Origin of the sequence: Alcaligenes faecalis (assembly GCF_005311025.1) — a bacterium.
Lineage (GTDB): Bacteria > Pseudomonadota > Gammaproteobacteria > Burkholderiales > Burkholderiaceae_B > Alcaligenes > Alcaligenes phenolicus.
Map to the genome: position 1 here is coordinate 1576336 of NZ_CP031747.1, position 25690 is coordinate 1602025.

21 protein-coding genes are annotated in these 25690 nt (G+C 56.6%); 8 read left to right on the top strand and 13 right to left on the bottom strand.

Annotated elements, in window-relative coordinates; genetic code table 11:
• Positions 1–86 precede the first annotated feature (86 nt).
• Entirely contained in the window at positions 87–1040 is a 954-nt protein-coding gene (locus D0C27_RS07155; RefSeq protein ID WP_035273463.1) for a DUF3829 domain-containing protein, read from the bottom strand.
• A gap of 212 nt (positions 1041–1252) precedes the next feature.
• Positions 1253–2356 carry a metal-dependent hydrolase gene (locus D0C27_RS07160; protein WP_137430683.1) on the bottom strand — a complete coding sequence of 368 codons (1104 nt, stop codon included), beginning with the start codon at positions 2354–2356 and terminating at the stop codon, positions 1253–1255.
• 212 nt (positions 2357–2568) lie between these two features.
• On the opposite strand from D0C27_RS07160, the gene D0C27_RS07165 reads away from it, so the two are divergent.
• Together D0C27_RS07165 and D0C27_RS07170 are read left to right on the top strand one after the other, a co-directional pair.
• Positions 2569–3576 carry a rhodanese-related sulfurtransferase gene (locus D0C27_RS07165; RefSeq protein WP_022983316.1) on the top strand — a complete coding sequence of 336 codons (1008 nt, stop codon included), beginning with the start codon at positions 2569–2571 and terminating at the stop codon, positions 3574–3576.
• Positions 3577–3724: 148 nt separating this feature from the next.
• Positions 3725–4408 carry a glutathione S-transferase gene (locus D0C27_RS07170; protein ID WP_083054556.1) on the top strand — a complete coding sequence of 228 codons (684 nt, stop codon included), beginning with the start codon at positions 3725–3727 and terminating at the stop codon, positions 4406–4408.
• Positions 4409–4526: 118 nt separating this feature from the next.
• On the opposite strand, the gene D0C27_RS07175 is transcribed toward D0C27_RS07170, so the two are convergent.
• Positions 4527–5918, bottom strand: a complete 1392-nt coding sequence (locus D0C27_RS07175) for a dicarboxylate/amino acid:cation symporter (protein WP_009460813.1) — start codon at positions 5916–5918, stop codon at positions 4527–4529.
• 268 nt (positions 5919–6186) lie between these two features.
• Here D0C27_RS07175 and D0C27_RS07180 point away from each other — a divergent pair, with 268 nt between their 5' ends.
• Both D0C27_RS07180 and D0C27_RS07185 read left to right on the top strand, forming a co-directional pair.
• The gene (locus D0C27_RS07180) at positions 6187–8043 is read left to right on the top strand and encodes a sensor histidine kinase (RefSeq protein ID WP_240688328.1); all 1857 of its coding nucleotides are present in this window, start codon (positions 6187–6189) and stop codon (positions 8041–8043) included.
• 2 nt (positions 8044–8045) lie between these two features.
• Positions 8046–9386, top strand: coding sequence for a sigma-54-dependent transcriptional regulator (locus tag D0C27_RS07185; RefSeq protein ID WP_060186706.1), 1341 nt, complete (start codon positions 8046–8048; stop codon positions 9384–9386).
• A 53-nt stretch (positions 9387–9439) separates the two neighbouring features.
• Here D0C27_RS07185 and D0C27_RS07190 read toward each other — a convergent pair whose 3' ends face one another.
• The 10 genes from D0C27_RS07190 to gloB all read right to left on the bottom strand — a co-directional run bounded on the left by D0C27_RS07190 (position 9440) and on the right by gloB (position 20222).
• Entirely contained in the window at positions 9440–10000 is a 561-nt protein-coding gene (locus D0C27_RS07190) for a MarR family winged helix-turn-helix transcriptional regulator (RefSeq protein WP_060186707.1), read from the bottom strand.
• Between the two features lie 380 nt (positions 10001–10380).
• Complete coding sequence (locus D0C27_RS07195) at positions 10381–11175, bottom strand: SRPBCC family protein (RefSeq protein ID WP_081055450.1); 795 nt, start codon at positions 11173–11175, stop codon at positions 10381–10383.
• A gap of 15 nt (positions 11176–11190) precedes the next feature.
• Positions 11191–13551: a xanthine dehydrogenase family protein molybdopterin-binding subunit gene (locus tag D0C27_RS07200; protein ID WP_240688329.1), complete on the bottom strand. Its 2361-nt coding sequence runs from the start codon at positions 13549–13551 to the stop codon at positions 11191–11193.
• Positions 13544–14053 carry a (2Fe-2S)-binding protein gene (locus D0C27_RS07205; RefSeq protein ID WP_088452182.1) on the bottom strand — a complete coding sequence of 170 codons (510 nt, stop codon included), beginning with the start codon at positions 14051–14053 and terminating at the stop codon, positions 13544–13546. Before D0C27_RS07205 ends, D0C27_RS07200 begins: the two co-directional genes overlap by 8 nt.
• Entirely contained in the window at positions 14046–14921 is an 876-nt protein-coding gene (locus D0C27_RS07210) for an FAD binding domain-containing protein (RefSeq protein ID WP_035273480.1), read from the bottom strand. The genes D0C27_RS07205 and D0C27_RS07210 overlap by 8 nt, the downstream gene beginning before the upstream one ends.
• 12 nt (positions 14922–14933) lie before the next feature.
• The gene (locus D0C27_RS07215) at positions 14934–15926 is read right to left on the bottom strand and encodes an ABC transporter substrate-binding protein (RefSeq protein ID WP_137430685.1); all 993 of its coding nucleotides are present in this window, start codon (positions 15924–15926) and stop codon (positions 14934–14936) included.
• Positions 15927–15935: 9 nt separating this feature from the next.
• Positions 15936–16907, bottom strand: coding sequence for a tripartite tricarboxylate transporter substrate binding protein (locus D0C27_RS07220; RefSeq protein WP_060186711.1), 972 nt, complete (start codon positions 16905–16907; stop codon positions 15936–15938).
• Between the two features lie 266 nt (positions 16908–17173).
• The gene (gene fabI, locus D0C27_RS07225) at positions 17174–17959 is read right to left on the bottom strand and encodes an enoyl-ACP reductase FabI (protein ID WP_009460819.1); all 786 of its coding nucleotides are present in this window, start codon (positions 17957–17959) and stop codon (positions 17174–17176) included.
• A 33-nt stretch (positions 17960–17992) separates the two neighbouring features.
• Positions 17993–19402, bottom strand: coding sequence for a transglycosylase SLT domain-containing protein (locus D0C27_RS07230; protein WP_026485385.1), 1410 nt, complete (start codon positions 19400–19402; stop codon positions 17993–17995).
• A gap of 10 nt (positions 19403–19412) precedes the next feature.
• Complete coding sequence (gene gloB / locus D0C27_RS07235) at positions 19413–20222, bottom strand: hydroxyacylglutathione hydrolase (protein WP_083055046.1); 810 nt, start codon at positions 20220–20222, stop codon at positions 19413–19415.
• Positions 20223–20245: 23 nt separating this feature from the next.
• Here gloB and D0C27_RS07240 point away from each other — a divergent pair, with 23 nt between their 5' ends.
• From D0C27_RS07240 to D0C27_RS07255, 4 genes are all read left to right on the top strand, one after another.
• A complete protein-coding gene (locus D0C27_RS07240; protein WP_035273499.1) occupies positions 20246–21007 on the top strand; it encodes a class I SAM-dependent methyltransferase in 762 nt (253 codons plus the stop codon).
• Positions 21004–21447 carry a ribonuclease HI gene (rnhA, locus tag D0C27_RS07245; RefSeq protein ID WP_022983314.1) on the top strand — a complete coding sequence of 148 codons (444 nt, stop codon included), beginning with the start codon at positions 21004–21006 and terminating at the stop codon, positions 21445–21447. The genes D0C27_RS07240 and rnhA overlap by 4 nt, the downstream gene beginning before the upstream one ends.
• Positions 21448–21546: 99 nt before the next feature.
• Entirely contained in the window at positions 21547–22593 is a 1047-nt protein-coding gene (locus D0C27_RS07250; RefSeq protein ID WP_137430687.1) for an efflux RND transporter periplasmic adaptor subunit, read from the top strand.
• A gap of 9 nt (positions 22594–22602) precedes the next feature.
• Positions 22603–25680, top strand: a complete 3078-nt coding sequence (locus D0C27_RS07255) for an efflux RND transporter permease subunit (RefSeq protein WP_009460831.1) — start codon at positions 22603–22605, stop codon at positions 25678–25680.
• Positions 25681–25690 lie beyond the last annotated feature (10 nt).

Sequence of the window (25690 nt, forward strand, 5' to 3'; positions counted from 1 at the left end):
GCCTGCCAGAGCCGGCATGACTGCCTGCATTGAGACTGGAGCCTGACGCCAGGTTTACGGCTTCAAGCTCCAGTCTCTGGGTGGCATTAGCAACGGGGATAGTTAAGCGCCCCGATCATTGCATTGAATTTCAATTGCAAGCTGCTGGCGTCATTTTTTATGGGGTTATTGATCTGCCAGCTGATCGAGCCTTGCTGAGGTACGTAATTGCCTTCAGAGGCATGCTGGATGACGCTTCTGCCCTGAGCCAGGAATTCATTCATCTTCGACATGATTCTTGGGCATCCTTGTGGCGTTTCTTCCTTGAATTTTTTATCCCAGTTGCTGATCATCGCGGCTGCCTGGTCAAGACTTTCCTGGAAGGGGGGAATGCTCTCTTTGGCTCCCTGCTGCTCGAAAATAGCATCGACCTTGTTCATGGCCTGCTTGCTGAACAGCACGGCACCCAAACGGTAATGCTCCATTGAGTCCTTGGGAGCTTTATCGAAAGAGGTCTGGATGTTTATCTCATCCTGTTTCTGAATACCTTGGAGAAATGCAGCCTCTGCCTGTACGACTTCTGTCAGGGCGCTGACGAACGCCTCGTTATTGTCGGCTGCCTTCTTGCCGCCATCCGTCAGAAACTCTTTTGATTCGGCATAGTTGTTCAACTCGGAATTGAGAGGTGCCAGCTTGGTCAAGGAGTCGTCAAACTGCTTTGCTGGTCCATCTATTTCCGGCATGTTGGCTTCCAGTGCCAAGGCGGATTTCAGTTTTTCCTGGGTGTTCTTGATGCTTACCAGTGAAACAACGGAATAGTTATCCAGTTTCTTGCCTGAGCGCACGGCAGGCTCGTAGACGGTTTGATAATCGGAAAGCGCACGGTAGAAAGGCGTATGCAAGCTATTGGCGACTTCAACATAGGCATTGTATTTCTGGATAAAGCCTTGCTCGGACGAGACCGCTTGAGATGGTGCTTCTGTCGCTTCTTCGCTGTTGCAGCCCGCAATAGCGATGCAAAGGCCCAGCGTGGCGAAAACAGATAGTTTTTTTAAATTCATGATGAAAGTGATTGATGCTTTTGATGCGTTGGCAATACGTTAAAACCCCTATCGGGCAGGACGCAATTTTATAGCTTCACCACTTCGTATTTTGTATCAAGCTAGGACCTTATGTTTCAGGAGTGCGTGCTACACGCGGCCGGGCGGGCTAGCAACAGTTGGCTATGCCCACCCTGCACAGGCCCGTCTCCATCTCTGGTTTTTGGCCTTGCTTAATCCATGTCCTGGAAGTCTGGGCTTGCCCTGGGAATAGGTACACCGGCATCAATGCGTTTGGCCCATTCTTGTAGCGGTAGCGGTGAAGTCGGCTCCCAAATACGACGCAGAACGGGCTTTAGCAAAGCAATATTGTGGCCACTGGCCCAACGATACGGAATCACCGGCAACCAGGTGTCGTCGGCAATGCGTTCGGCTACGACAAAGCGGAAACTGTACTGGCCAGGGCCCAGGCTCATGCGTATATCACTGACCACCAACAGGTCATCGATGATATCGTAGCGCAGCCAATCGTCCGAAAACCAGCGCAGTTGCTCCAGCTGTTTCAAGGGGGGGAACAGCTGGGTGTAGTCGCTATGTACGGGCAGGCACAGGGATTCGTATTGATGCCCCTTGGGTGCACGCAGCCGGTCCAGCAGGCCCACCATGACTTCGCATTCCCGGTCCTGTGTGTCGCGCACCAGTACACGCCAGAGCAGGATGTTCATGGGTTGGGCGGCGGAGTATACCCGCGCGATTTCCACCTGCTCTTGTTTGAGCTGTGCGGTTGCCTGTTGCTCGGCCCAGAACTTGGCACCTACCGAGGCTGCCAGATACAGGCTGCTCAAGAGCAAGGCCCAGTTGCAGGCCCGTATCGTTGCGGGTACCGGCCCACGAATCAAGCCTATGATCGTGGCGATCAGTAAGGGCACGGTATAGAGCGGGTCAATAATGAAGATGCTGGACCAGGTTGCCGGGGTAGCGGCCAAAGGCCACAGCAATTGCGTTCCGTAACTGGTAAAGGCATCCAGAAGAGGGTGGGTAATCAGCGCCAGCCAGACCGCCAGCCCCAGCCTCCCCGCAGAGGCACGTGCTTGTGGAAACAGCAGTCGCCATAAAAGGGTGACCAGGATGCCTGCCGCGCTCAACACAAACAAAGAGTGCGAGAAACCCCGATGACTGACCATGGAGGTAATCGGGTCCCCATATTGAATGAAGACATCCAGATCGGGCAGGGTGGCGATGATGGCACCGGACAGGACCGCCTTGCGGCCATACTGCCGCCCGAGGAGGGAGCCGCAGATGCTGGCACCGAGGACTGCTTGTGTTACGGAATCCATAGCTCTCGTGCAAAGTGAAACAGGGACCGGGGCCAGATGCGGCCTGACGGCTTTAGCGTTATGATTTTAAAGTTGAATCCCCGGCCCGCCCTATTTTTTTGACGGGCGTCAAAGGCCCAAGGGGTATCAGTCGCGTATAGTGTACGACGGCCTACGCTGTCCTACCGCCTGCGGGCTGCGCCACCGCTTCTATCCAGAGAATTCGTTTACCTATGTCTACCTACCTGATCGCGGCTTTATATAAGTTCGTGGAATTGCCCGATTTCGCCCAAATGCGCGACCCCTTGTTTGCTTTTTGCGAGCAGCACGAGGTCAAGGGCACGCTGTTGCTGGCGCGCGAAGGGATTAACGGCACGATTGCCGGCCCTCAGGAGGGTATTCGTGCCGTCTTGGCATATCTGAACTCCGATCCACGTATTTCTGGCCTGGTGCATAAAGAATCCTATGCCGACAAGGCTCCGTTTTACCGCCTCAAGGTGAAGCTGAAAAAAGAGATCGTTACCCTGGGCGTACCGGATCTGAAAACCGCCGAAATGGTGGGCGAGTATGTTGCTCCCGAAGACTGGAATGCCCTGATCAGCGATCCGGACGTGGTGGTGGTGGATACCCGCAACGATTACGAAGTGGGTATTGGCACTTTTAACCGTGCCATCAACCCCAAGACCCAAAGCTTTACCGAGTTTCCTCAGTGGGTGGCCGAGCAGTCCAAGGAAGGCGGTGTCTTGCATGGCAAACCGCGCGTGGCCATGTTCTGTACCGGCGGTATCCGCTGTGAAAAATCCACGGCCTTCATGCGTTCGCAAGGCTTTGATCAGGTTTACCACCTGCAAGGCGGCATTTTGAAATATCTGGAAGAGATTCCAGCAGCAGAAAGCCTGTGGGATGGTGACTGCTTTGTGTTCGACGAGCGCGTATCGGTGCGTCACGGTCTGGAACCCGGCGATTATGATTTCTGCCGTGCCTGTCGCATGCCTATCAGCGAAGAGGAAAAAGCCTCGCCCCAGTTCGAAGAAGGCGTCAGCTGTCCCTACTGCCACGGCCACAGTTCCCCCGAGCAGATCGAGCGTTTCCGTGAGCGTCAAAAGCAAGTGGCTTTGGCGCGCGAGCGTGAAGAGCGTCACATTGGCGTCAGCATGGACGAGTTGACCGAGCGCCGTGAAGCCGCCCGCCGCAAGGCGGAAGAGCAACGCCTGCTGGCTCAGCAAGGCAAGGACGCCTAGCCCTGATCGGGCCACTGTGTTACCTCTACTAGCTTGATTCTGGCGCTGCGTCGTTTATAGTCCGCCCTTCTGCTACAGAAGGGCGCTTTGCATAAACGCCAGCGCTTTAAGTCCGTGCCTGTGGCGCGGCTTTTTAACGGGATTGAGCATGTCCTTATCTGATCTGCCCATTTTGTATTCCTTTCGCCGTTGCCCCTATGCCATGCGGGCACGGCTGGCTATTGCGGCCAGCGGCGTAACTTGTCAGTTGCGCGAAGTCGTACTGCGCGACAAACCCGAGGCCCTGCGCCTGGCCTCTCCCAAAGCCACCGTCCCGGTGCTGGTCTTGCCCGATGGCAAGGTTATTGATGAAAGCCTGGACATCATGCGTTGGGCTTTGGCGATTCAAGATCCCAAGCAGTATTTGCAGCCTGAGCAGGGCGATGTCGAGCAAATGCTGGCCCTGATTGCGGCCAATGACGGGCCTTTCAAGCGGCATCTGGATTGCTATAAATACCCGGATCGCCATACCGAGGATGAACAATTCACGGATGCAGCCAGTTTTTCGGCCCTGCATAGAGCCCAAGCCAGTGAATTATTGATGGGCCTGAATGCCCGCATTGAACAGCAGGGCTACCTGATGGGACAGCATCCTTGTCTGGCAGATTTGGCGATTGCCCCCTTTGTGCGGCAATTCGCACAAGTGAACAGGGGCTGGTTTGATGCGCAGCCTTGGACGGCCTTGTCGACCTGGTTGCTGAACTTTCAGTCCAGCCCTTTGTTCCTGAGCATCATGGATAAATACCCTGCCTGGACGCCAGACAGCGAGATTGTGCAGTTTCCTTCTGTCTGACTGAGTCGCTAACGACCTGCCCAAAGCAATACGAGCGGGAGCAGCTTGGCCAGAACATGCAGACAAGCAAAAGGCCGGTTCTCAATTGAAAACCGGCCTTTCTTTTCAAGTGCCCGAATCAGGCTGCAACAGTCGCGCGCGGCTCGCTGGCCTCTTGAGCGGGAATCTCCATGTCACCACGCTGATGCAAGGTGACGCTGGTATCCAGCGGTGGCAGCTCGCCATTCATGGCGCTGTTGAGTTGATCGGTGTCCAGTTCGCCTTCCCAGCGGGCAACCACAATGGTGGCAACCGCATTGCCCACCAGATTGGTCAGCGCACGGCATTCGGACATGAAGCGGTCAATCCCCAGGATCAGAGTCATGCCAGCGATAGGCACTGAAGGCACCACGGACAGGGTAGCCGCCAAGGTAATGAAACCGGCCCCCGTCACACCCGCCGCGCCTTTGGAGCTGAGCATGGCAACCAGCAATAGCAGAACCTGCTGCTGCAAGGTTAGTGGAATATCACAAGCCTGGGCGATGAACAGGGCCGCCATGGTCATGTAGATATTGGTGCCGTCCAGGTTGAAGGAGTAGCCGGTAGGTACAACCAGGCCCACAACCGACTTGGCACACCCGGCGCGTTCCATCTTCTGCATCAAGGTAGGCAAAGCCGCTTCCGAGGAGCTGGTACCCAGCACCAGCAGCAGTTCTTCACGAATGTAGCGGATCAGCTTGGTGATGGAAAAGCCGTTGTAGCGGGCCACGGCACCCAGAATGATCAGCACAAAAAGCACGGAGGTGACGTAGAAAGTCACCACCAGCAGCGCCAGGCTGGACACGGATTCAATCCCGTATTTACCGATGGTGAAAGAGATGGCACCGAAGGCCCCGATGGGAGCGGCTTTCATCAGGATGGCAACCAGCTTGAAAACAGGCGTCATCAAGGCTTGCAGCAGTTTCAGCACGGGTTTGCCGTGATCGCCCACAGCGGCCAGGGCAATACCAAACAGCACGGCCACAAACAGCACCTGCAGAATGTCGCCGCCGGTAAAAGGGCTGATCAGGGTGGCAGGGATGATGTTCATCAAAAAGCCCGTCAGCGTGCTGTCATGGGCTTGCTGCACGTAGCCCTGGATAGAGCTGGGGTCCAGGGTGCTGGGGTCAATGTTCATGCCATGGCCGGGCTGCACGATATTGCTGACCACCAAGCCTACAATCAGGGCCAGCGTGGAGAAAGTCAGAAAGTAAATCATGGCCTTGCCCACCACACGGCCCACTTTTTGCAGGTCTGTCATGGCGGCAATGCCGGTGGCTACCGTCAGGAAAATGACGGGCGCAATAATCATTTTGACCAGCTTGATGAAGGCATCGCCCAAAGGCTTCATGCTCTCGCCCAGCGAGGGGTAAAAATGGCCCAGCAAAATCCCGATAGTGATGGCGATGATGACCTGTACGTACAAAATTCGATACCACTTGATTTTGACGATCTGCGGTACCGAACGGTCTCCTGTGCTTATATCCATCATGATGTCGTCTCCGTGACTTGATGTAGCCGACCTGGCAGTCAGCTGGTGGCCTGCTTGGAATTGTGTGTGGGCAGGCGGTTTAAGCTCGCCGGAATCCTTGTCCCGGCCCATAAGCTCATGACTAAAGCAACATCCGTGCCAATCTGTTCGCCGGCAGAAAACCAGTAAATAAGCGGCTTGCGGACAGGAGACTTCCCCGCTATCTGCTTATGTGTGCGAAAATCCGCACAGCTATTACTAATTTTTGGCGATATTTCGCACAGGTTTCATGAACTCCATTCCGGTTTCTTCGAGCATGCGGCGGCGCTTCAGGCTCGAATGGTTGCTGCTGCTGAGCTTGGCCGTCGTGCTGGGGCTGTTTGCCTTCTGGCGTTCGGCCGATTTGGGCACGGCTCGTTTGCTGACACAAAGCGAACAGCGGCTTGATTCCTTGATGCGCGGTAATGCCGGCTGGATCAGGACTATCCGAGACAAATTTCGTACCTTGTCCTTTGCTCTTGCACAGGACGAGGCTCTGCGCCAATACCTGATGGGCAATCCTGCCTATGGTGATGCCGAGGCTTTGAATCGCAAGTTCCAGCAATTGGCCGAAGATACGGGCGCTCCTGTTCTGTACCTGCTGGATATTCATTCGCAGACGCTGGTGTCCAGTAACTGGCAGGAGCCCGACAGCTTCGTGGGCAATCACTACGGTTTCCGCCCTTACTTCACCAAAGCCCTGGAGCAGGGGCATGCGGAATACTTTGCCTTGGGGACTGCCAGCGGCAAGGCGGGTTTGTACATTTCACGCATGGTGCAAGATCAGGACGGCAAGCCGGTTGGTGTGGTCGTCATCAAGCTGGTATTCGATCTGCTGGAAAAAGAATGGGAAGGTTATGGCGACCGCATGTTTGTCAGTGATCCCAATGGCGTGATCCTGCTAAGTGGTGAACCGGACTGGCGTTTGCATAGTCTGGATCAAGCCGCGCCCGAGCAACTGGTCAAGCTGCGGGCCAGTCAGCAGTTTGGTAATGAGCCCTTGGAATCAGTGGGCTTGAGCATGTCGGATTCCGGCGAACGGGCCTCTTTCTGGACACTGGGGCAGGAGCGCTTTTTGCATGTGCAGCAGCCAGTCGCAGGCAGTGATTGGACTTTGCATGCGATGGCTCCTATGGATGCTGCGTTGCAGACCCAGGCCTTTCAATCCCGTCTGACGGTGATGGGACTGTTATTCGCGGCGCTGGTGCTGACGGCCTTGGCGCTGCAACGCAATCAACAGCGACGGGAAGCCCAGGCGCGGCAGGAGTTGCTGCGTGATGCCCTTGAAGAAGCGGTGGAGTCCCGCACCGCCCAGTTGCAGGTGGCGCGTCGCCGCCTGGAACAGGAGATGCAGGCCCTGCAGGAAGCCCGTTCGCGTGCACGTGATCTGCGTGAACAGTTGGAGCAGGCCGAGAAGCTGTCCTTTCTGGGGCAGGTGACGGCGGGGGTGGCTCACGAGATCAACCAGCCCGTGGCGGCGATTGAGGTCTATGCCGACAACACCTTGCGTTTGCTGGATCAGGGCCAGACGGAAACGGCACGGCAGAACCTGTCCCGCATCCAGACGTTGACCCAACGCATCGGCAGCATTACCTCTCAGCTGTGCCATTACGCTCGCAAGCCCAAAGAGCAGGAAGGCCCGGTACGGGTACGCTCGGCCGTGGATAGCGCCTGGCAATTATTGGAACACCGGGCAAGGGCACAGGGTGTAGATCTGGAGCTGGAAGGCGTGAACGAATCTGTGCGTGTATGGGCTTTGCCGGTACGCCTGGAACAGGTTCTTGTGAATTTACTGCGTAATGCGCTTGATGCTCTGGAAGGGAGCCGTCAGGGGCGCATTCGTATTGAAGTGATGAGCGAGCAGCAGCATGTGCGCATTGTGGTTTCTGACAACGGCCCCGGCCTGAGTCCGGAAATCCGCCAGCGCCTGTTTACGCCCTTTAGCTCCAGCCGCCGTCAAGGTGTGGGCTTGGGGCTGGTGATCTCGCACGATATTGTGGCGGCCCTGGGTGGCCGTTTGGAAGAAGGGCCTTCGCGCCTGGGTGGCGCCACGTTCCATATCGTGCTGCGCAATGCCGATAGCGAGCTGGGCCAGGGAGAGAGATAAGAATGGAAGTCGCGTTTGTTGATGATGATGCGGACCTGCGTGCCGCCGTGGTGCAAAGTCTGGAACTGGCGGGCCTGAAAGTGGTGGCCTGTGCCAGCGGGCAGGAGGCCCTGAGTCGCTTGCCCAAGGATTATCCGGGTGTGGTGGTGACGGACATTCGCATGCCGGGCATGGATGGTCTGGCGCTGATGCAAGCCTTGCATGCTCGCGATCCCGAGCAGCCCGTCGTGCTGATTACCGGCCACGGCGATATTGATATGGCCGTACAGGCCATGCACGATGGCGCCTTTGATTTTCTGACCAAGCCCTATCAGGCCGAACGCCTGCTGACGGTAATACGTCATGCCGCCATGCAGCGCAGTCTGGTTCTGCAAAACCGTGCCTTGCGCGAAGAACTGGACGAGGATGGTCAAGGCCCGGCGCTCCTGGGTAATTCCGAGGTCATGGTCAATTTACGCACTACCTTGCGGCATCTGGCACAGTCCGATGTGGATGTGCTGGTGGAAGGGGAAACCGGCACAGGCAAGGAAGTGGTGGCCATGTTGCTGCACCGCTGGAGCGCCCGAGCACAGCATCGTTTTGTGGCGCTGAATTGTGGTGCCTTGCCTGAAACCATTATTGAAAGCGAGCTGTTCGGCCACGAAGCCGGAGCATTCACGGGCGCGCAGCGCAGACGTGTAGGCAGTGTTGAACATGCACACCGTGGCACGCTGTTTCTGGATGAAATCGAAAGCATGCCCATGATTGCACAGGTGCGCTTGCTGCGTGTGCTGGAAACCCGTTGCGTAACTCCTTTGGGTTCCAACGAAGAGCACCCGGTAGATATCCGCGTCGTTGCCGCCAGCAAGGTGGATTTGTCCGACCCCGCCCAGCGTGCGAACTTCCGCGCCGATTTGTATTACCGACTCAACGTGGTTACCTTGCGCCTGCCGCCTTTGCGGGAGCGCAAGGAGGATATCCCCATGCTGTTCGCTCACTTTGCGGCGCTGGCTGCCAAGAAGTACGGTATGCCGCAAAAGATGCCCGATGCGCGCAGTCTGGCCTATATGCAGTCACATCACTGGCCGGGCAATGTGCGCGAGCTGGCACACTTTGCGCAACGTGAAGTGCTGGGTGTGCAGCACCCGGAGATCAAGGAGCTGGAAAACGAGGACTTGAGCCTGCCCGCCCGCATGGAGCAGTTCGAGTCGCAGCAGATACGTCAGGCGCTGGCACGCCATCGTGGCGATATCAAGGCGACCTTGCAGGATCTGCGTATCCCGCGCAAAACCTTTTACGACAAGTTGCAGCGGCATGGCATTTTGCGTAGCGACTTTGTGGGAGAGGGGGCGCAGGGTGAATAAAGGCTGGAGTAAAAGTGAGCTATATCGGGGTTTTGCTCAAATTTACGACCAGGCTACATATTCCTCAGGGCAGCGCGCCCATATTGATTGTTGTGCTCCACAATGCGGGTCAGCATATCCATGAATACCTGACGTTGCTTTGCCGTCAGTGGGTCCAGCAGACGCTCCTGTGCCTTGTTCATGCCAGCGCTCAGTCCTTGCATGACGGCCAGGCCGGCCTCGGTAATGTAGGTTTGGCGCGAGCGGCGGTCATCAGGGTTGACGCGTCGTCCCAGCAGTCCTTTTTCTTCCAGACGGCGGATAACTTCTGCGGAGGTCGTGCGGTCCAGACCAAGCTCATAGCCTATGGTAGTTTGGTCTAGCCAGGGTGAGCCCATCAAGACGGACAGTACCCCGTGCTGGACAGGGGTGATATCGCTTTTGCATTCTTCGTAGAACATGGCGTAATGGATTTGGTTCAGACGTCGAACCAGAAAGCCGGAACGCGACCACAGCTTTTGCCGAAATAATTCGGCATTTTCTTCTTTTACTGGGCCGAGGGATTCGGCCTCGCCGGATTTCGGTCCTTTCTCTTGCTTTAACTCGGTGTGATTCTTCATGCTTAAGCCAGACATCAAGAGTGTGACCAATTAGCTGTGACTGGTGAGGCCACAGCTTGATGGCAGGATAAGCCCCAACGGGGCGGTAGTAACAAGGTCGGCGATTATAGGGAGGACAGCGCCAGACTTGGAAAGGTAGGCGCTGCATTCTTATTTTGTATTCGTTTCCACCTGGTGCTGTCCATGCTCAATCTCTCAGTTATTTCCCGACTTGCTGAAAAATATAATCAGTGTGCTGCTTTATCGCTTTTTCTTGGTGAAAGTTTCTCTGTTTTAAATCAAGAGTTTGTCAGGCGATTTTAATAACTGCGTGTTGGCAGCCGATTGATACCTGATTGGCATTTTCAGGGGCAGTCTAAGCGCCGGGTACAAGGCGCTTAGTTTCCTCGTAAGCTTTACGCGGGGTCCTTGCGCCCGAACAGTCTTCCCACTCGATAACGTATCTGCGACCAGAAGGCTTTGAGACCGATAGATAGCATATTGAGCTCGCCTGCAGAGTCATCATCCTGTCGGCCACGTGCTTGCAGCCTTAGCAGGGTTTGTTGCATCTGGGCCTGTAGCTGCTGGGTTTGAGCGAGTACGGCTTGGGATTGATAAAGGATGGCTTGGGCTTCGATAGTGGAAACTGGCGTGGCAGCTGTTGAGGGCATGTTGGCAACCGCAGCGCCAGCTGCGGCTGTCATGCCCTGGCTGCTGGGGAAGGCGGGGGCGTCAGAGCCCTGTGCAGGATTGGCGTCACCCTGCACCATGCGCGCAAGGTTGCGCTCGAACTGGCCCAGGATCTGCCCGGCCACTTCGGCGATCATGCCGCTGCCGCGTCCATATTGGGCCACAGCTCCTGACAAGGTCAGTTCTGTGCTGACCTCCACGTCGGTCCCTCCTTCTGGTGACGGTGTCAGCGCAAAGCTGAAGTCCGAGCTGGCTGAACCGCGTCCCTTGGGGTCCAGACCGGCGCCACGCAGATAGGCAATATGATTTTCCTCATCGGTGTTGACCAGCTCCGCAGTGCCATCAAAAGAAAGTTTGATCGGCCCGAGTTTGACTGAAACCGAACCCTGGTACTTGTTGCCGTCCAAGACATCAGTCAGTTTGGCTCCGGGCAGGCAAGGCATGATGCGCGGTACATCCAGCATGAGCGTCCATGCCTGATCCAGTGGTAGAGGAATGTGAAACCGGTTTTTGAAATTCATGGCAGCTTTCCTGTTTTATTGTGTCGGTTGCGTGGCCTGATCGATCAGTTCCAGTAGCCGCATAGGGCTGAGTGGGAACTCGTTGATGCGCACATTCAGCGGTGACAGTGCTTGCTCCACGGCTGAGATCACGACGGCGGCGACGGCGATGGTGGAGCATTCGCCCACGCCTTTGACTCCTAGCGGATTCAAGTGCGTGGGGGAGGGGCAGAACAACACCTCGATATTTGGTACTTCCGGGGCGGTGGGCAGAAGATATTCTGCACAAGTGGTGGACAAGGGCTGACCTTCGGCGTCGTAGGCCATCTGTTCGAACAAGGCATTGCCCAGACCATGGACGACCCCGCCAACGACCTGACCTTCCACGATCATCGGGTTGATGAGCGTGCCGCAATCTTGCACAGCCAGATAGCGTGTGATGTGGATAGCGCCAGTGCTGGCATCTACCTCCACTTCACAGGCGTGCGTGGATCCGGCGTAGGTTTGCTCGTCGCAGTGAAAATGAGCGGTGCTCTCCAAACCAGGGTCTGTCTTGATAGGCAGGCTGTAGCCCGGCACACCTTTGAGCTCCATGGCCAGTCGAGCCAGGCTGATGGTTGTGTCAGTTGCGCTGCTACGCACGATGCCGTAAGAAATGTTCAGGGTTTCTTGAGGAACTTTCAGCACGGCCGCTGCTGCCAGCAGCACTTTATGACGTAGTTGCCGGGAGGCCTGTTCAACGGCTGTACCCGCCATAATCGCCTGGCGACTTGCGAAACCGCCCATCCCCACACCGATGTGACGTGTATCGCCGGCATGAACGTCTATGCCTGCGGGTTCCACGCCGAAATGTGCTGCGCAAATCTGCGCCAGCGAGGTCTTGATGCCTTGGCCCATGGCCAGGGCTCCCGTGAACACGGCAATTCGACCGGATGGGAAAATCTTGACGGTGGCCGACTCATAGGGGCCGCGACCGGTTGGTTTGACGGCATTAGCCAGGCTTTGGCCCAGATAACGGCCTTGAGCAAGGGCCGCCTGTCGTCGTTGTTCAAAACCGTCGCGGTCCATCGCCTGCTCTGCCATGGCTTGCATGCGGGGAAAGTCTCCGCTGTCGATAACCAGTGGTATACCCGCCCTGGATTTCAGCGGCTTGGTGTAGGGGATTTTGGCGGCAGGAATCAGGTTCAGTTCGCGGCAGCGGATGGGGTCCATGCCGATCTGTTGCGCGAGCCGGTCCATTAATCTGTCCATGACGAAAGCGGCTTGCGGATAGCCTGCGCCGCGTACGGTAGCCACTGGCACCTTGTTGGTGTAGACCACGTCAGCAGTCAGACTGAAAGCTGGAACGACATAGGGGCCCGTCATGGATGAGGCTGCGTTGTAGGGGACGTTGGTGCCCTGCGGCGTGTAGGCTCCGTGGTCATGGATGAAACTGCCACGCAGGCCGCGTATGCGCCCGTTTTTATCGGCCGCCAGAGATACTGACCATACCTGGTCGCGCTCCTGAATAGAGGTCAGGAAGTTCTCGCGTCTGTCTTCTACCCATTTGATGGGACGACGTAGCAGGCGGGCGACAGCTGGAATGACGATTTCTTCGGGGTAGATCATGAACTTTGCCCCAAAACCGCCGCCTACGTCGGGGGTGATCACACGTAATTGATCTTCGCGATGGCCCAGCATCAGGGCCAGGGTGTAGTGCAGTTCGTGTGCCATCTGGGTGGATGACCAAACGGTCAACTCGTTGCCGGCGGGGTCCAGTCGTGCAAGCACGCCTCGCCCTTCGATGGGATGAGCACAGCCGCGGTGGGCTGAAAATGACTCCTCGATGAGGATGTCTGCATCAAGGAAGGCGGCATCGATATCGCCATAGGCCAGCGTGTAGTTTTGCAGGCTATTGCTTTGTAGTTCGGTGCGTACCACCGCTGCATTCGGTTCTAGAGCCAGACGCAGGCCAGAAATCGCTGGCAGGACTTCGAAGTCGATAGCCACCAGTGCAGCAGCATCCTCGGCTATGTGACGGGACTGGGCGACGATCACGGCAATCGCTTCGCCAACGAAGGCGACTTCTTCGCGTGCCAGGACGAAGGGGACGGTATTTTCTGGAAGTACGGCAAAGGCAAAGCCCAATGGCATACGCCAATGAGTTAATTCGCCCATCAGGTCTTGCGCGGTAAATACTCCGTGTACGCCAGGTAAGGCTCGGGCTGCCGACAGGTCTATGGAACGAATGCGTGCGTGCGCGTGAGGACTCCGTACAAAGCACGCATGCAATACACCCTCCATGGGGATGTCATCCAGAAACTGGGCCTGCCCGGTTAACAAGGCTTCATCTTCCAGGCGCAGAAAGGAGTGCCCCAGACCGCAGGCGCCTTGTTCCTGCTGGTGAGGATCATTCATGAGCATGGCTGGCCCTCATCGCAGCAGCGGCTTTCTGTACCGCACGCACAATATTCTGGTAGCCGGTACAGCGGCATAGATGACCGGACAGCACGTCGCGTATCAGTTCGGGGCTGGGATCGCTGTGGTTCTCCAGCAGTTCGACGACTGACATCAGGATGCCCGGCGTACAGAAACCGCATTGCAGGGCATGCAGCTCGCGAAAGGCTTCCTGGATGGGATGCCAGCAGCCTTGCTCGTTGGCCAGGCCTTCAATGGTGCGGATATGCTTGCCTTGGGCCTGTACTGCCAGCATCAGGCAACTACGGGCTGAGTGGCCGTCAATCTGCACGGTGCAGGCGCCGCAGACGCCGTGCTCACAGCCCACATGGGTCCCTGTCAAACCCAGATCGTGGCGCAGGAAATCGGCCAGATTGACACGAGGCTCGGCATGGGCTGTCAGGTTCTGGCCATTGACACACAGGGTGATGGGGCGACTGCCCGAAGGAAGGGGGTTATTCATGCCGTTGTCCTGTACGAGAGAGCGCTAGCCGCAGGGCGCGCGCCGTATATTCTTTGGCCAGCCGCTGGCGATACCAGCCCTGGACATAACTATCGCTGGAAGCATCGACCTGGCCACATAGTTCGGCGGCCAGTTCGATATCTGAGGGGCTGGCCGGGGTGCCCAGCAGGGCGTTTTCTGCCTCGGTCATGCGAAGGGGAAATGCACCTACTCCGCCCAGGGTGATGCTGACGCGACTCACCAAGCCGGCTTCATCCAGCAACAGCAACGCAGCGCAGGACACGATGGCGAAATCGCCATGCCGACGGGAGAACTCCAGAAAAGCCCAGCCGTGGCTGGCGGGCCACGGCTGCACCTGGACGCGGATCAACAGCTCGTCAGCCTGCATGTTGGGGGTCATGTAGGCTGCCGGGAAATCGGCCATTGAAAGTGTTCGTTCTCCACGTATGCTGGCGACGGTCAACACAGCATCCATCGCCATGCTGACTGTCGGTATTTCGGCAGAAGGGTCCAGCTGACAAAGGCTGCCGCCCACTGTTCCTCGGTTACGGGTCTGGCGATGCCCAACGTTGAGGATTGCATCCTTCCAGAGCGGCAGACGTGTTGCCACCAGCTCGGAAAATTCAATGTCGCGCTGTCGTGTCATGGCACCCATCGCGATATCGCCATTCTCTTGCTCTTGCAGGTAGGACAGTTCGGGCAACTGGTTGATATCGACCAGCGTGTCCGGAAATGCAAAGCGCATATTGAGCATGGCCAACAAGGACTGGCCTCCAGCCAATACACGGGCGTTTTCCTGATTGGCCAACAAGCCCAGTGCCTGAGCCAGCGTTTCGGGGGCGTAATAATTGAAAACGGGAGCCTTCATGCCGGTTTTGCCTTATATCTTGGAGAGGTCCAGCGAGGAGGCCGCGAACAGTTCCTCGGGCTTGACCAGGCGTTGCGACATGCCTTGATCGTGGTGGTACTGCGCAAAGGTCTGGATGGTGTGGCGATTTGCCTCCAGGCCATAGGGCCAGTAGTCCTCTCCCATCAAGGCTTTGGCTTCATTGTGATGGTGCACCATCCACGGCAGGGTGACAGCCAGATGGCACAACTCGTTCAGTTCATGCACGGCCAGTTCTTTGGCCTTCAGAAAGGACTTGTACACACTGACCGGCAGCCAGGGGTTGTCCTGTACCAGAGACTTGCGGATGCCAACCATATGCATGATTGGGAAGATGCCCGTGCGGCGGAAGTAGTCTTTTTCTACTTCCACGTACTCATCTCCGAACAGACGGCCCACATTGGGGGCGTTACGCAGAAAGCATGAAGGTGCTCGTGCTCCGATGTATCCGTCGATTTCGCCTTTTTCCAACATGTCCGACAAGGTGCGGTCATCCGGGATCTGCTCCAGGCTGATGTCATCTGGCAGATCAATGGGAGCGCGCTCGCCCCGGCCTGGTTCTTCGATCCCTCCGCGTACCCATTTGATCTGATTGGGCCGGATACCGAACTCATCTTGCAAGATGCCCCGGATCCAGACGTTAGCTGTGATCTGGTATTCGGGTACACCAATGATTTTGCCTTTCAGATCATCGGGCTTGCGGATACGGTCGGTACGCACATAGATGCCGGAATGGCGAAAGACGCGTGACAGAAAGGCTGGAATACCCACGTACTGATTGTCGCCACGCGCAGTAGTCATCATGTGGCTGCTCATGGAGATTTCCGTAACATCGAACTCCTCGTAGCGAAATGCACGATGAAATGCTTCCTCGGGTTCCAGGGATACGACATTGATGTCACAGCCCTCAATGCCGACACGTCCATCTTTCAAGGCCAGAGTACGGTCGTAATTGCCAATCGATACGCTTAACTTCAGTTTGCTCATGGTGGGTCCTTAGTTGATTGTCAGTCCAATTTTTTGTGCCAGTTCGCGAAACCGATCGATGTCGGCATTGATCATCGCCTGGAACTGGGCCGGGCCATCGTGGGCAACGGTGTAGCCCAGGCTTGTCAGCTTGGCTTGCACGTCTTCGCGCGCAATTATTTTTTCTACTGCTTCATGCAGTCTTTGCACGACAGGCTCGGGAGTGCCAGCGGGAGCCAGTAAGCCGTGCCACTGGTTCAGTTCGTAGCCTGGGTAGCCAAGCTCGGCGATCGAGGGCACATCGGCCAGCAGGGGACTGCGCTCTGCCGAGGTCACAGCCAAGGCACGTACCTTCCCGCTTTCAATGAAGGGCAGGGTGCTGGAGGCAGTGACGAAGGCCGAGCCCACCTGATCACCCATCACATCGTTCAGAGCGCCACCGCAACCTTTGTAGGGGATATGCGCCATTTCCACGCCCGCTGCTTCGTTGAGCATTTCGCCAGCCAGATGTTGCGGAGTACCGTTGCCGCAAGAGCCAAAGAACACTTCGCCCGGTTTCTCTTTGGCAGCCGTTAGCATGTCTTTCAGTGTCTTGTAGGGGGAGTTGGCCGGCACGATAACGACCGATGGAACAAAGGCGAAGTTGGAGACAGCTGTGAAGTCATTCTTGGGATCGAACGGCAGCTTGTCGAACACTGCCGGATTGACAGCAAAGGAGCTGTTGACCATCAGTAGTGACTGACCGTCGGCCGGGCGCTGGGCCACCATACGAGCGCCAATATTGCCGCTGGCACCGGGGCGGTTGTCCACAATCGCGGGCTGGCCAAGTTGTTCGTTGAAGTAATTCCCAATCAGACGGGCCAGTAAATCCGTGCCCCCTCCTGGTGGGAAGGTGACGATAATTTCGATCGGTTTATTAGCACTGGCGGTGGCGGGGGCCAGCATTGCACAGCTCAGCAAAAGCCCAGCCAGGGCCAGCAGACGCGGTTGGCGTTGGAACATTGTGTCTCCTCGAGAGTCGAGTTCTGTGATTGATTTTTTATGCTTTAATAGTCAGTGCACTGACATAAATATTATTCACAGATTATTTTTTATATCCTACTAGGGAAAACGAGAAAGTCAGTGTACTGATTTATTTATGTTTTTTATTGCTTATATAAGAAGCCAGTAGCGCAAATTGCAGCTGATCCAGGGCCAAAAAAAAGGAACAGTGCAAAAGCCTGTTCCTTTTTGTCATCAGGATGCTTGTAGGCATCTGATGCTGGCCTTTACTCCTGCATACCTGGAACGATGCAGTTAAAGCCGGCGTCAACGTGCGTGATTTCGCCTGTGATACCGCTGGCCAATTCGGACATCAGGAAGGAGGCCACATTGCCCACTTCTTCAATGGTGACGTTGCGCTGCAAGGGAGCGTGCGTCTCTACGAATTTCAGAATGGTGGAGAAGTCCTTGATGCCGCTGGCAGCCAGGGTCTTGATAGGACCGGCCGAGATGGCGTTGGCACGAATGCCGTACTCGCCCAGCGCCACCGCCAGGTAACGCACGGAGGCTTCCAACGCAGCTTTGGCCACGCCCATGGTGTTGTAGTTGGGAATGGCTTTTTCAGCGCCCAGGTAGGTCAGGGTCAGCACCGAACTCTTGCGGCCCTTCAGCAAGGGCAGGGCAGCCTTGGCCAGTGCGGGAAAGCTGTAGGCGGAAATGTCATGAGCGACGCGGAACGATTCGCGCGACAGGCCGTCCAGGAAGTTGCCGGCAATGGCTTCACGGGGTGCAAAACCAATGGAGTGCACCAAACCGTCCAGACCGTCCCAGCGCTCGCCCAGCGAGGCCATGGCCTGTTCGATCTGATCGTCTTCAGACACATCACAGGGCAGCACGATATCCGTGCCCAGTTCTTTGGCAAAGCCTTCAACACGTTCTTTAAAACGCTCGCCCACATAGGTCAGGGCAATATCAGCACCTTGTTGGCGACATGCTTGCGCAATCCCGTAAGCAATAGAGCGATTCGAGAGGACGCCTGTGACCAGGATGCGTTTTCCTTGCAGGAAACCCATGCTGAAAATCCTTTATGTAATTAGTGGGTGGACTTAGCCACGAATATTGGAACCGGGAACACGCAAACGTGTCCCCCTGGAAAGAGAGCTGCCTTTGATATTGTTCAGGCGTCGCAGTTCTGCCACCGAAGTGTCGTACCGTTTGGCCAAGGCGTAAAGTGTATCGCCCTGTCGAACCGTATGGGTGCGCACATTGGCGCCGCGACGCAAAACAACAGTGTCATTCTTGCGGTTGACGCTGGCCGTTTGCGTACGAGCACGGCGTGTGCTTTGCGCTACCGGGGCGGCAGGTGTATTGGTCAGAGAAGCCAGTTGCAGGCTGCCTTCACCCAAGGTGGTGCTGGGCACCAATAGTGTCTGGGCCACGGCCTTGGTGCTCTTGCTACCCAAACCGTTGATGGAGCGCAGCTGCGACAAGGTAATGCCGTGACGCTGGGCAATGGACAGATAGCTTTCGCCGCGCTTGGACTGGTAGGCCTTCCAGTTACTGAGCTTGCCTTGATAGGCCGCCAGATTGGCATTGAAGATATCCACCTTGTTGGCGGGCAGCAGCAAGGTGCCGCGATCGGCAGGGATTGTGGGGCGATTGTGGGCAGCGTTCAAGGCTTTGAACTCATCCACGGAGATTTCAGCCAGCTCGGCGGCAAGCGCGACGTCAATGTCCTTGTTCTTGCGCACGGCTGTGAAATACGGTGTATTGCTGACTGGAGGCAGGGTGATGCCATAACGCTCCGGGTTGGCCACAATGTTTTTGATCGCTTGCAGCTTGGGGACGTAATTACGTGTTTCGTCCGGCATCTTCAGCGATAAGTAGTCAACATCCAGGTTGGCCTGTTCATTACGCTCCATGGCGCGGCGTACCGAACCTTCACCCCAGTTGTAGGAGGCCAGGGCCAAATACCAGTCGCCCTGGAACTCGTACAAGTAAGACAGATAGTCCAAAGCAGCGCGAGTGGACTCGACCGGGTCACGGCGCTGATCTACCCACCAGTTCTGCTCCAGCTTGTATTGTGTGCCGGTGCTGGGGATGAACTGCCACAGACCGGACGCATGGGAGCGCGAATAGGCGACGGGGTTATAGGCACTTTCCACAAAAGGCAGCAAGGCCAGTTCGGAAGGCAGGCCACGGGCATCGAGCTCGTCCATGATGTGGTACAGATAGCGCGAGGCGCGCTGGCTCATGGTACGGATGGATTCGGGGTGCGAAGCGTAGTAATTGGTCCAGTAATCAACCAGATCGGTATGCAGGTTGGGGATGGAGAAACCCCGGCGCATCCGGTCCCACGCGTCTTTGGGTGGGTGGGTCAGATCAATGGTGCGAGACGTATCGGCGGCAATGCTGGTGGAGGTCTTGGCGGCTTTTTGAGGGCTGACCTTGGGGCCTGTGGCGCAGCCTGCCAGCACGAAAGCGCATAGCAGCGCAAAAAGTCTCATTAGGTTCATTGCGGAATCTTCAGAAATTGTTTTTCCAGTCGCGCAGGCTGGCAAATACCTCGACAGGATTATTAAGGGACTGGGCAGCATGGTGCTCGGCAGCCTTGATAACAGCAGTCGTCTCGCAACGCAGAAATGGATTGGTAGCCAATTCTGTTTTCAAGGTGGAGGGCACCGTAGGCAAGTTTTGCTGACGCTTGAGATTATCCTGTTTCCAACGTTCATGCAGCTGGGGATTGTCCGGCTCTACCTGTAGAGCCCAGCGTAAATTGGATAAAGTGTATTCGTGCGCACAGCAGATCAGGGTGTCCGATGGCAGTTTTGCCAACTTGCCCAGGGAATCCGTCATTTGTGCCGGGGTGCCTTCAAACAGGCGTCCGCAACCAGCAGCAAACAAGGTATCACCACAGAAAACAAAGGGCTGTTTTACCTCATTTTGACCAAAGTACGCAACGTGTCCGGCGGTATGGCCGGGGATGTCCAGCACGTCCAGCGTCAGTTCCAGAGTAGGTAACTCGACCTTGTCGGACTGGCCGACACGCACGTCACAGGCAGGCAGACGCTCGTTGGCGGGGCCCCAGACGCGAGCCGGGTGCTTGGCCAGGATATCCATGACACCCCCAACGTGGTCACCGTGGTGGTGTGTCAGTAAAATGGCATCCAGTTGTAAGGACTCGCGTTCCAGCCAATCCAGAACCGGGGCGGCCTGGCCGGGGTCCACAACCAGGGCATGACCGTTTCGACTTAAAGCCCATATATAGTTGTCGTTCAGGGCTGGTAGTGGAATCAGGCGAACATCGCTTGGCACAGGCCAGGTAAATGCATTCATCATGGTAGAGGGAGAGAGCGCCAGTGGAGCAGACTTTGAATGATCAATTTGCCCAGTGGTTGGAAACCGTACCGGGGCGATATGTGCGGGCTTGGGAACAAGCCGGAATCGATGCGGAGGTGGTCAACACCTTCGGGTATCATGCCATACAAATTGGATTGCCGCATTGGGACCTCCTGGCGCATAGTCGCATCTCCTGCAAGGTATGTACGGCTCAGGCCGGCGTCTTGCCCGCTCAGCAGAAGAACCTGGTTTATGCCGAACCCGAGCATCTGCCTTTTGATACGCAAAGCATTGATCTTTTAATCCTGCCCCATACATTGGAAAGCGCCAGCGACCCGCATCAGGTGTTGCGAGAGGCCGAGCGCGTTCTGGTGCCAGAAGGGCGCATTCTCCTGACGGGTTTCAACCCCTTGAGTTTGTGGGGTGCCCACGACTGGATTCCGGGTCTGGAGCGGGGCACGCCTACCTTGCCGGGAGATGTGATGTCACCCTCGCGCTTGCGCGACTGGTTAAAGCTTTTGTCCTTTGATGTGCAAAGTACGCAGATGGGCTGTTATGCACCGTTGTGCCGTCAGCAGTCCTGGCTGGACCGCTGGTCCTGGATGGAGCAAAGCGGTGCGCGCTGGTGGAGCTTTGCGGGGGCCGTCTACATGATTAGTGCGGTCAAACGCACGCCGGCCTTGCGTATGGTCGGGCCCAAATGGAAGAAAAACCGTCGGCGTGTGCGTCGGCCTATGGTGGTTGCTGGACGCGCTGCCGATGAAGGAATTAGCAAGACATGACTGATGTTGTCGATATTTGGACCGATGGTGCCTGCAAGGGCAACCCCGGTTTGGGGGGCTGGGGCGCCTTGTTGCGTCATGGCGGACGTGAAAAAGCCATTTGCGGCGGCGAGGCCAATACTACCAATAACCGCATGGAACTGATGGCCGTGATCGAGGCTCTCAAAGCCTTGAAACGCCCTTGCCAGGTGCGGGTACACACCGATTCGCAGTACGTACAAAAAGGCATGAACGAATGGTTGCCCGGCTGGAAAGCCCGCGGCTGGCGTACTGCCGATAAAAAGCCCGTCAAGAATGCCGACCTGTGGCAGGAGTTGGAGCAGCAGGCCGCAAAACATGAGCTGACCTGGTTATGGGTGCGTGGCCATGCGGGTGATCCCGGCAACGAGCGTGCGGATCAGTTGGCCAATGAAGGGGTGGAAATCGCCAGGCAGTTATAAGATCTTGGGCAGAGTTGTAGCCCGCTGATAGTACTATTAGCCACTCGTCATATTTTGTCAGACAGCTTCACCGGCCTGGCCGGTCAGGATAAGCCGCCCATGATTTCCACGCTGCGTCCCACGATTTTTTCTCTGTTTCTTGTACTGTTTGCCAGTAACAGCGCCAGTTGGGCGCAGTCTGACGCCACGCGGGTGGAAGTTTTACCCGTGCGGCAAAGTGAGTTGATTCGTGATGTGGCGGCGGTGGGAACCCTGGTGGCCAGAGAGTCCGTCGTGCTGCGGCCCGAGATCAGTGGTCGTATTTCAGCGATCAGCTTTGAAGAAGGTCAGCCCGTCAAAAAAGGCCAGCTCCTGATTCAATTGGACCCGGCCATGGCGCAGGCGCAACTGAATCAGGCACAGGCAAATTTGAATCTGGCCAATAGTCAGCACAAGCGATCTTCGGAATTGAGCCGTCAGGGCTTTATCAGCCAGCAGGCCAAAGACGAGTCCGGTAGCCGTTTGGCTGTTCAGCAAGCCGAAGTGCAATTGGCGCGTGTGCAGCTGGACAAGACCCGTATCCGTGCCCCCTTTGATGGTGTGACCGGCTTGCGTAATGTCTCGGTGGGTGATTATGTTGGGCCGGGTACGGATCTGGTGCAGCTGGAAGCGGTTTCGACCTTGAACGTGGACTTCCGTATCCCTGAACAATATCTGGCCGATGTGAAGGCCGGCATGCCGGTCGAACTGCGCTTTGATGCCTTCCTGGGCGAAACCCGCCATGGCTCGGTACTGGCTGTCAGCCCGGCGGTGGATACGGCTGGCCGTTCCATTTTGCTGCGGGCTCAGGTCCCGAATGAAGATGGCGCTTTGCGCCCCGGTTTGTTCAGCCGGGTACGCCTTGAACTGTCGCGTTACCAGGCTTTGATGGTGCCTGAAACCGCCTTGGCTCCTTCGGGACAGGATCAGTACATCTATATTGTGAAAGATGGTCGGGCAGAGCGCCGTCAGGTGCAGGTTGGTGTACGCGAGCAGGGCTGGGTACAAGTCACAGGCGATCTGAAAGCGGGTGACAATGTGCTGGTGGCCGGGCTGCAAAAGGTTCGTGACGGAGTGCCGGTCGATATTCAGGAAGTGATCGACGTCCAAACACAGCCGCAGCAATAGGACGGAATCATGGTTCTTTCTGACTTATGTATCCGTCGCCCGGTATTTGCCACGGTTCTGTCTTTGGTGATTGTGCTGGTCGGTTTCATTTCCTATGAACGCCTGACCGTACGCGAATACCCCGCTATTGACGAGCCGGTCGTCTCCGTCATCACCAACTATAAAGGGGCCTCACCGGAGGTGATCGAGTCCCAGGTGACCAAGCCTCTTGAAGATCAGTTGTCCGGGATCGAGGGTGTGAACGTGATGACTTCACGCAGCCGTTCCGAGCGCAGCCTGATCAACATTAAATTCAATTTGGACCGGGCCCCCGATGCCGCTGCGGCTGATGTGCGCGACAAGGTATCGCGTGCCCGACGTTTCCTGCCCGACGAGGTGGACGAGCCCATCATCAATAAGGTGGAAGCAGACTCCACCCCGATTATTTATGTAGGTGTGGATACCGGCGACTACAGCATGCTGGAGGCCTCGGACTACATCAACCGCTACATTAAAACGCGCTTGTCCGTCTTGCCGGGAGCCGCTGAAGTGCGCGTGTTTGGCGAGCGCTTGCCCGCCATGCGTATCGACCTGGACCGCACCCGCCTGGGGGCCTACCAACTGACCGTGCAGGATGTGGAAGATGCTCTGCGCAAACAGAACGTGCTGATTCCAGCTGGTCGTATTGAGTCCGATGCCCGCGAGTTTTCCGTGGTTTCCTCCACCGACCTGGAAACGCCCGAGGAATTTCGCAACATCATCATCAGTCAGGCAGCCGGTTATCCGGTGCGCATCTCCGATATTGCCGACGTGCGTATCGGGCCTGCCGAGGAACGGGTACTGGCCCGATTCAATGGGCAAAACAGTTTGAATATTGGTGTGACTAAACAGTCCACCGCCAACCCGCTGGATCTGTCCAAATCCGTGCGAGCAGAAGTGGAGCGCATCAACGAAAGCCTGCCGGGCAATATGAAGTTGTCCGTGTCTTACGACAGCTCCATCTTCATTCAGAAATCCATTGATTCGGTGTACACCACCATTGCCGAGGCCATCTTGCTGGTGGTGCTGGTGATTGTGTTTTTCCTGCGCAGTTTCCGCGCCAGTGTGATTCCCATTGTGACGATTCCGATTTCCCTGATCGGGGCCTTCGCCATCATGTACATGCTGGGCTTTTCTATCAACACGCTGACCTTGCTGGCCATGGTGCTGGCGATTGGCCTGGTGGTGGACGATGCGATTGTGGTGCTGGAGAACGTGTACCGCCATATCGAAGAGGGCAAGACGGCTATGCAGGCTGCCTTTTTGGGTGTGCGTGAAATTGCCTTCGCTGTGATTGCCATGACGCTAACCCTGGTGGCGGTGTATGCCCCACTGGCTTTTGCCACAGGCCGTACCGGGCGATTATTCATTGAGTTTGCACTGACCTTGGCGGCTGCCGTGCTGGTGTCCGGTTTCGTGGCCCTGACCCTGACGCCCATGATGTGCTCGCGCATGTTGCGTCCACATGGTGCGAAAGTGGGCCGTGTCAGTCAGGGTATCGAGAATTTCCTGGTCTGGCTGACACGAGGCTACCGCCGTATCCTGATTCGCGCCTTGCGCTGGCGTTTTCTGGTCCTGTTCATTGGTGTGGCCGTTGCCGCGACCAGTGGGCTGCTGTTTACGGTCATCAAAAGCGAACTGGCTCCGATTGAAGACCGAGGTGTGATTTTCGGGATTGTGAATTCGCCCGAAGGCGCTACGCTGGATTACACCTTGCGCAATGTGGAGCGGGTGGAAGAGCTATATCGCGGCATACCGGAGACAGAGGGGTACCAGTCCATTATTGGTTTCCCTACCGTCACCGATTCCTTTGCAATTTTGCGCTTGAAGCCGTGGGAGGAGCGTACACGTAACCAGCAATCCATTGCGCGTGAACTGCAACCGCATTTCTCCGCCATTCCCGGTGCGCGTGCTTTCCCCACTAACCCGCCGTCGTTGGGACAGCGGGCTACTTCCAAGCCGGTGGAGTTTGTGATCATGAGCCAGGCACCGTATCCGGAGCTGGCCAAGATCGTGGACGGTTTTCTGGCTGAGCTGCGAGACTATCCAGGGCTGTTGAACGTGGACACGGACTTGCGCTTGAACACACCAGAAATCCGTATTGATGTAGACCGCGACAAGCTGGCCGATACCGGCGTATCGGTGGAAGCGGTAGGCCGCACTCTGGAATCCATGTTGGGCGGGCGTCAGGTCACGCGCTACAAGAGCGATGGCGAGCAGTACGACGTGATTGTGCAGGTAGACAAGCAGGCTCGTTCCAGCCCGCAAAACATTCTGGATATTTACGTGCGCACTAAAGATGGTGGCATGGTGCAGGCCTCCAACTTCCTGAATGTGCGCGAGAGCGTATCGCCGCAATCGCTGAACCACTTCAACCGCTTGCGGGCGGTCATTGTGGAAGCATCAGTGGCCCCCGGCTATGCCTTGGGTGAGGTGCTCGAACACATGAATGAGGTGGCTCGCAAGACCTTGCCGGAAACGGTGCAGACTGACCTGGATGGCCAGTCGCGCGAGTTCCGGGATTCCTCGGGCAGTATCTATCTGGTCTTCCTGATGGCACTGGCCTTTATTTATCTGGTGCTGGCCGCGCAGTTTGAAAGCTGGCGCAACCCGCTCATCATCATGCTGTCCGTGCCCTTGTCCATGACAGGGGCCTTGTTGGCCCTGTGGCTGTCGGGCGGGACCTTGTCCATTTATAGTCAGATCGGTTTGATTACCCTGGTGGGTCTCATTACCAAGCACGGTATCTTGATTGTGGAATTTGCCACTCAACAACGCGAAGCGGGGGCCAGTTTGTACAATGCCGTGGTGCGCGCTTGCGAGATGCGCCTGCGCCCCATCTTGATGACAACCGGCGCCATGGTGTTGGGGGTCTTGCCGCTGGCGTATGCCTCTGGGGCGGGTGCCGAATCTCGTCAACAGATTGGTTGGGTGCTGGTGGGCGGCTTGTCCCTGGGAACTTTGTTGACCTTGTTTGTGGTGCCGGTGGCCTATACGCTGATTGCGGGCAAGAAAGAAGGGCAGGACAAGCAACTGGAATTGATTGATAAGCCCGAGGCCTCTGTCTAAACCTGTAGTG

Bases quoted from the DNA above. Each gene is read 5' to 3' on its own strand.
- D0C27_RS07180 (WP_240688328.1), top strand. From the start codon at position 6,187: ATGAACTCCATTCCGGTTTCTTCGAGCATGCGGCGGCGCTTCAGGCTC.
- D0C27_RS07195 (WP_081055450.1), bottom strand. From the start codon at position 11,175: ATGAATTTCAAAAACCGGTTTCACATTCCTCTACCACTGGATCAGGCA.
- D0C27_RS07160 (WP_137430683.1), bottom strand. From the start codon at position 2,356: ATGGATTCCGTAACACAAGCAGTCCTCGGTGCCAGCATCTGCGGCTCC.
- D0C27_RS07175 (WP_009460813.1), bottom strand. From the start codon at position 5,918: ATGATGGATATAAGCACAGGAGACCGTTCGGTACCGCAGATCGTCAAA.
- D0C27_RS07210 (WP_035273480.1), bottom strand. From the start codon at position 14,921: ATGAAGGCTCCCGTTTTCAATTATTACGCCCCCGAAACGCTGGCTCAG.
- D0C27_RS07170 (WP_083054556.1), top strand. From the start codon at position 3,725: ATGTCCTTATCTGATCTGCCCATTTTGTATTCCTTTCGCCGTTGCCCC.
- D0C27_RS07190 (WP_060186707.1), bottom strand. From the start codon at position 10,000: ATGTCTGGCTTAAGCATGAAGAATCACACCGAGTTAAAGCAAGAGAAA.
- D0C27_RS07185 (WP_060186706.1), top strand. From the start codon at position 8,046: ATGGAAGTCGCGTTTGTTGATGATGATGCGGACCTGCGTGCCGCCGTG.
- D0C27_RS07205 (WP_088452182.1), bottom strand. From the start codon at position 14,053: ATGAATAACCCCCTTCCTTCGGGCAGTCGCCCCATCACCCTGTGTGTC.
- D0C27_RS07155 (WP_035273463.1), bottom strand. From the start codon at position 1,040: ATGAATTTAAAAAAACTATCTGTTTTCGCCACGCTGGGCCTTTGCATC.
- fabI (WP_009460819.1), bottom strand. From the start codon at position 17,959: ATGGGTTTCCTGCAAGGAAAACGCATCCTGGTCACAGGCGTCCTCTCG.
- D0C27_RS07255 (WP_009460831.1), top strand. From the start codon at position 22,603: ATGGTTCTTTCTGACTTATGTATCCGTCGCCCGGTATTTGCCACGGTT.
- D0C27_RS07220 (WP_060186711.1), bottom strand. From the start codon at position 16,907: ATGTTCCAACGCCAACCGCGTCTGCTGGCCCTGGCTGGGCTTTTGCTG.
- D0C27_RS07230 (WP_026485385.1), bottom strand. From the start codon at position 19,402: ATGAACCTAATGAGACTTTTTGCGCTGCTATGCGCTTTCGTGCTGGCA.
- D0C27_RS07215 (WP_137430685.1), bottom strand. From the start codon at position 15,926: ATGAGCAAACTGAAGTTAAGCGTATCGATTGGCAATTACGACCGTACT.
- D0C27_RS07250 (WP_137430687.1), top strand. From the start codon at position 21,547: ATGATTTCCACGCTGCGTCCCACGATTTTTTCTCTGTTTCTTGTACTG.
- D0C27_RS07200 (WP_240688329.1), bottom strand. From the start codon at position 13,551: ATGAATGATCCTCACCAGCAGGAACAAGGCGCCTGCGGTCTGGGGCAC.
- D0C27_RS07165 (WP_022983316.1), top strand. From the start codon at position 2,569: ATGTCTACCTACCTGATCGCGGCTTTATATAAGTTCGTGGAATTGCCC.
- rnhA (WP_022983314.1), top strand. From the start codon at position 21,004: ATGACTGATGTTGTCGATATTTGGACCGATGGTGCCTGCAAGGGCAAC.
- gloB (WP_083055046.1), bottom strand. From the start codon at position 20,222: ATGAATGCATTTACCTGGCCTGTGCCAAGCGATGTTCGCCTGATTCCA.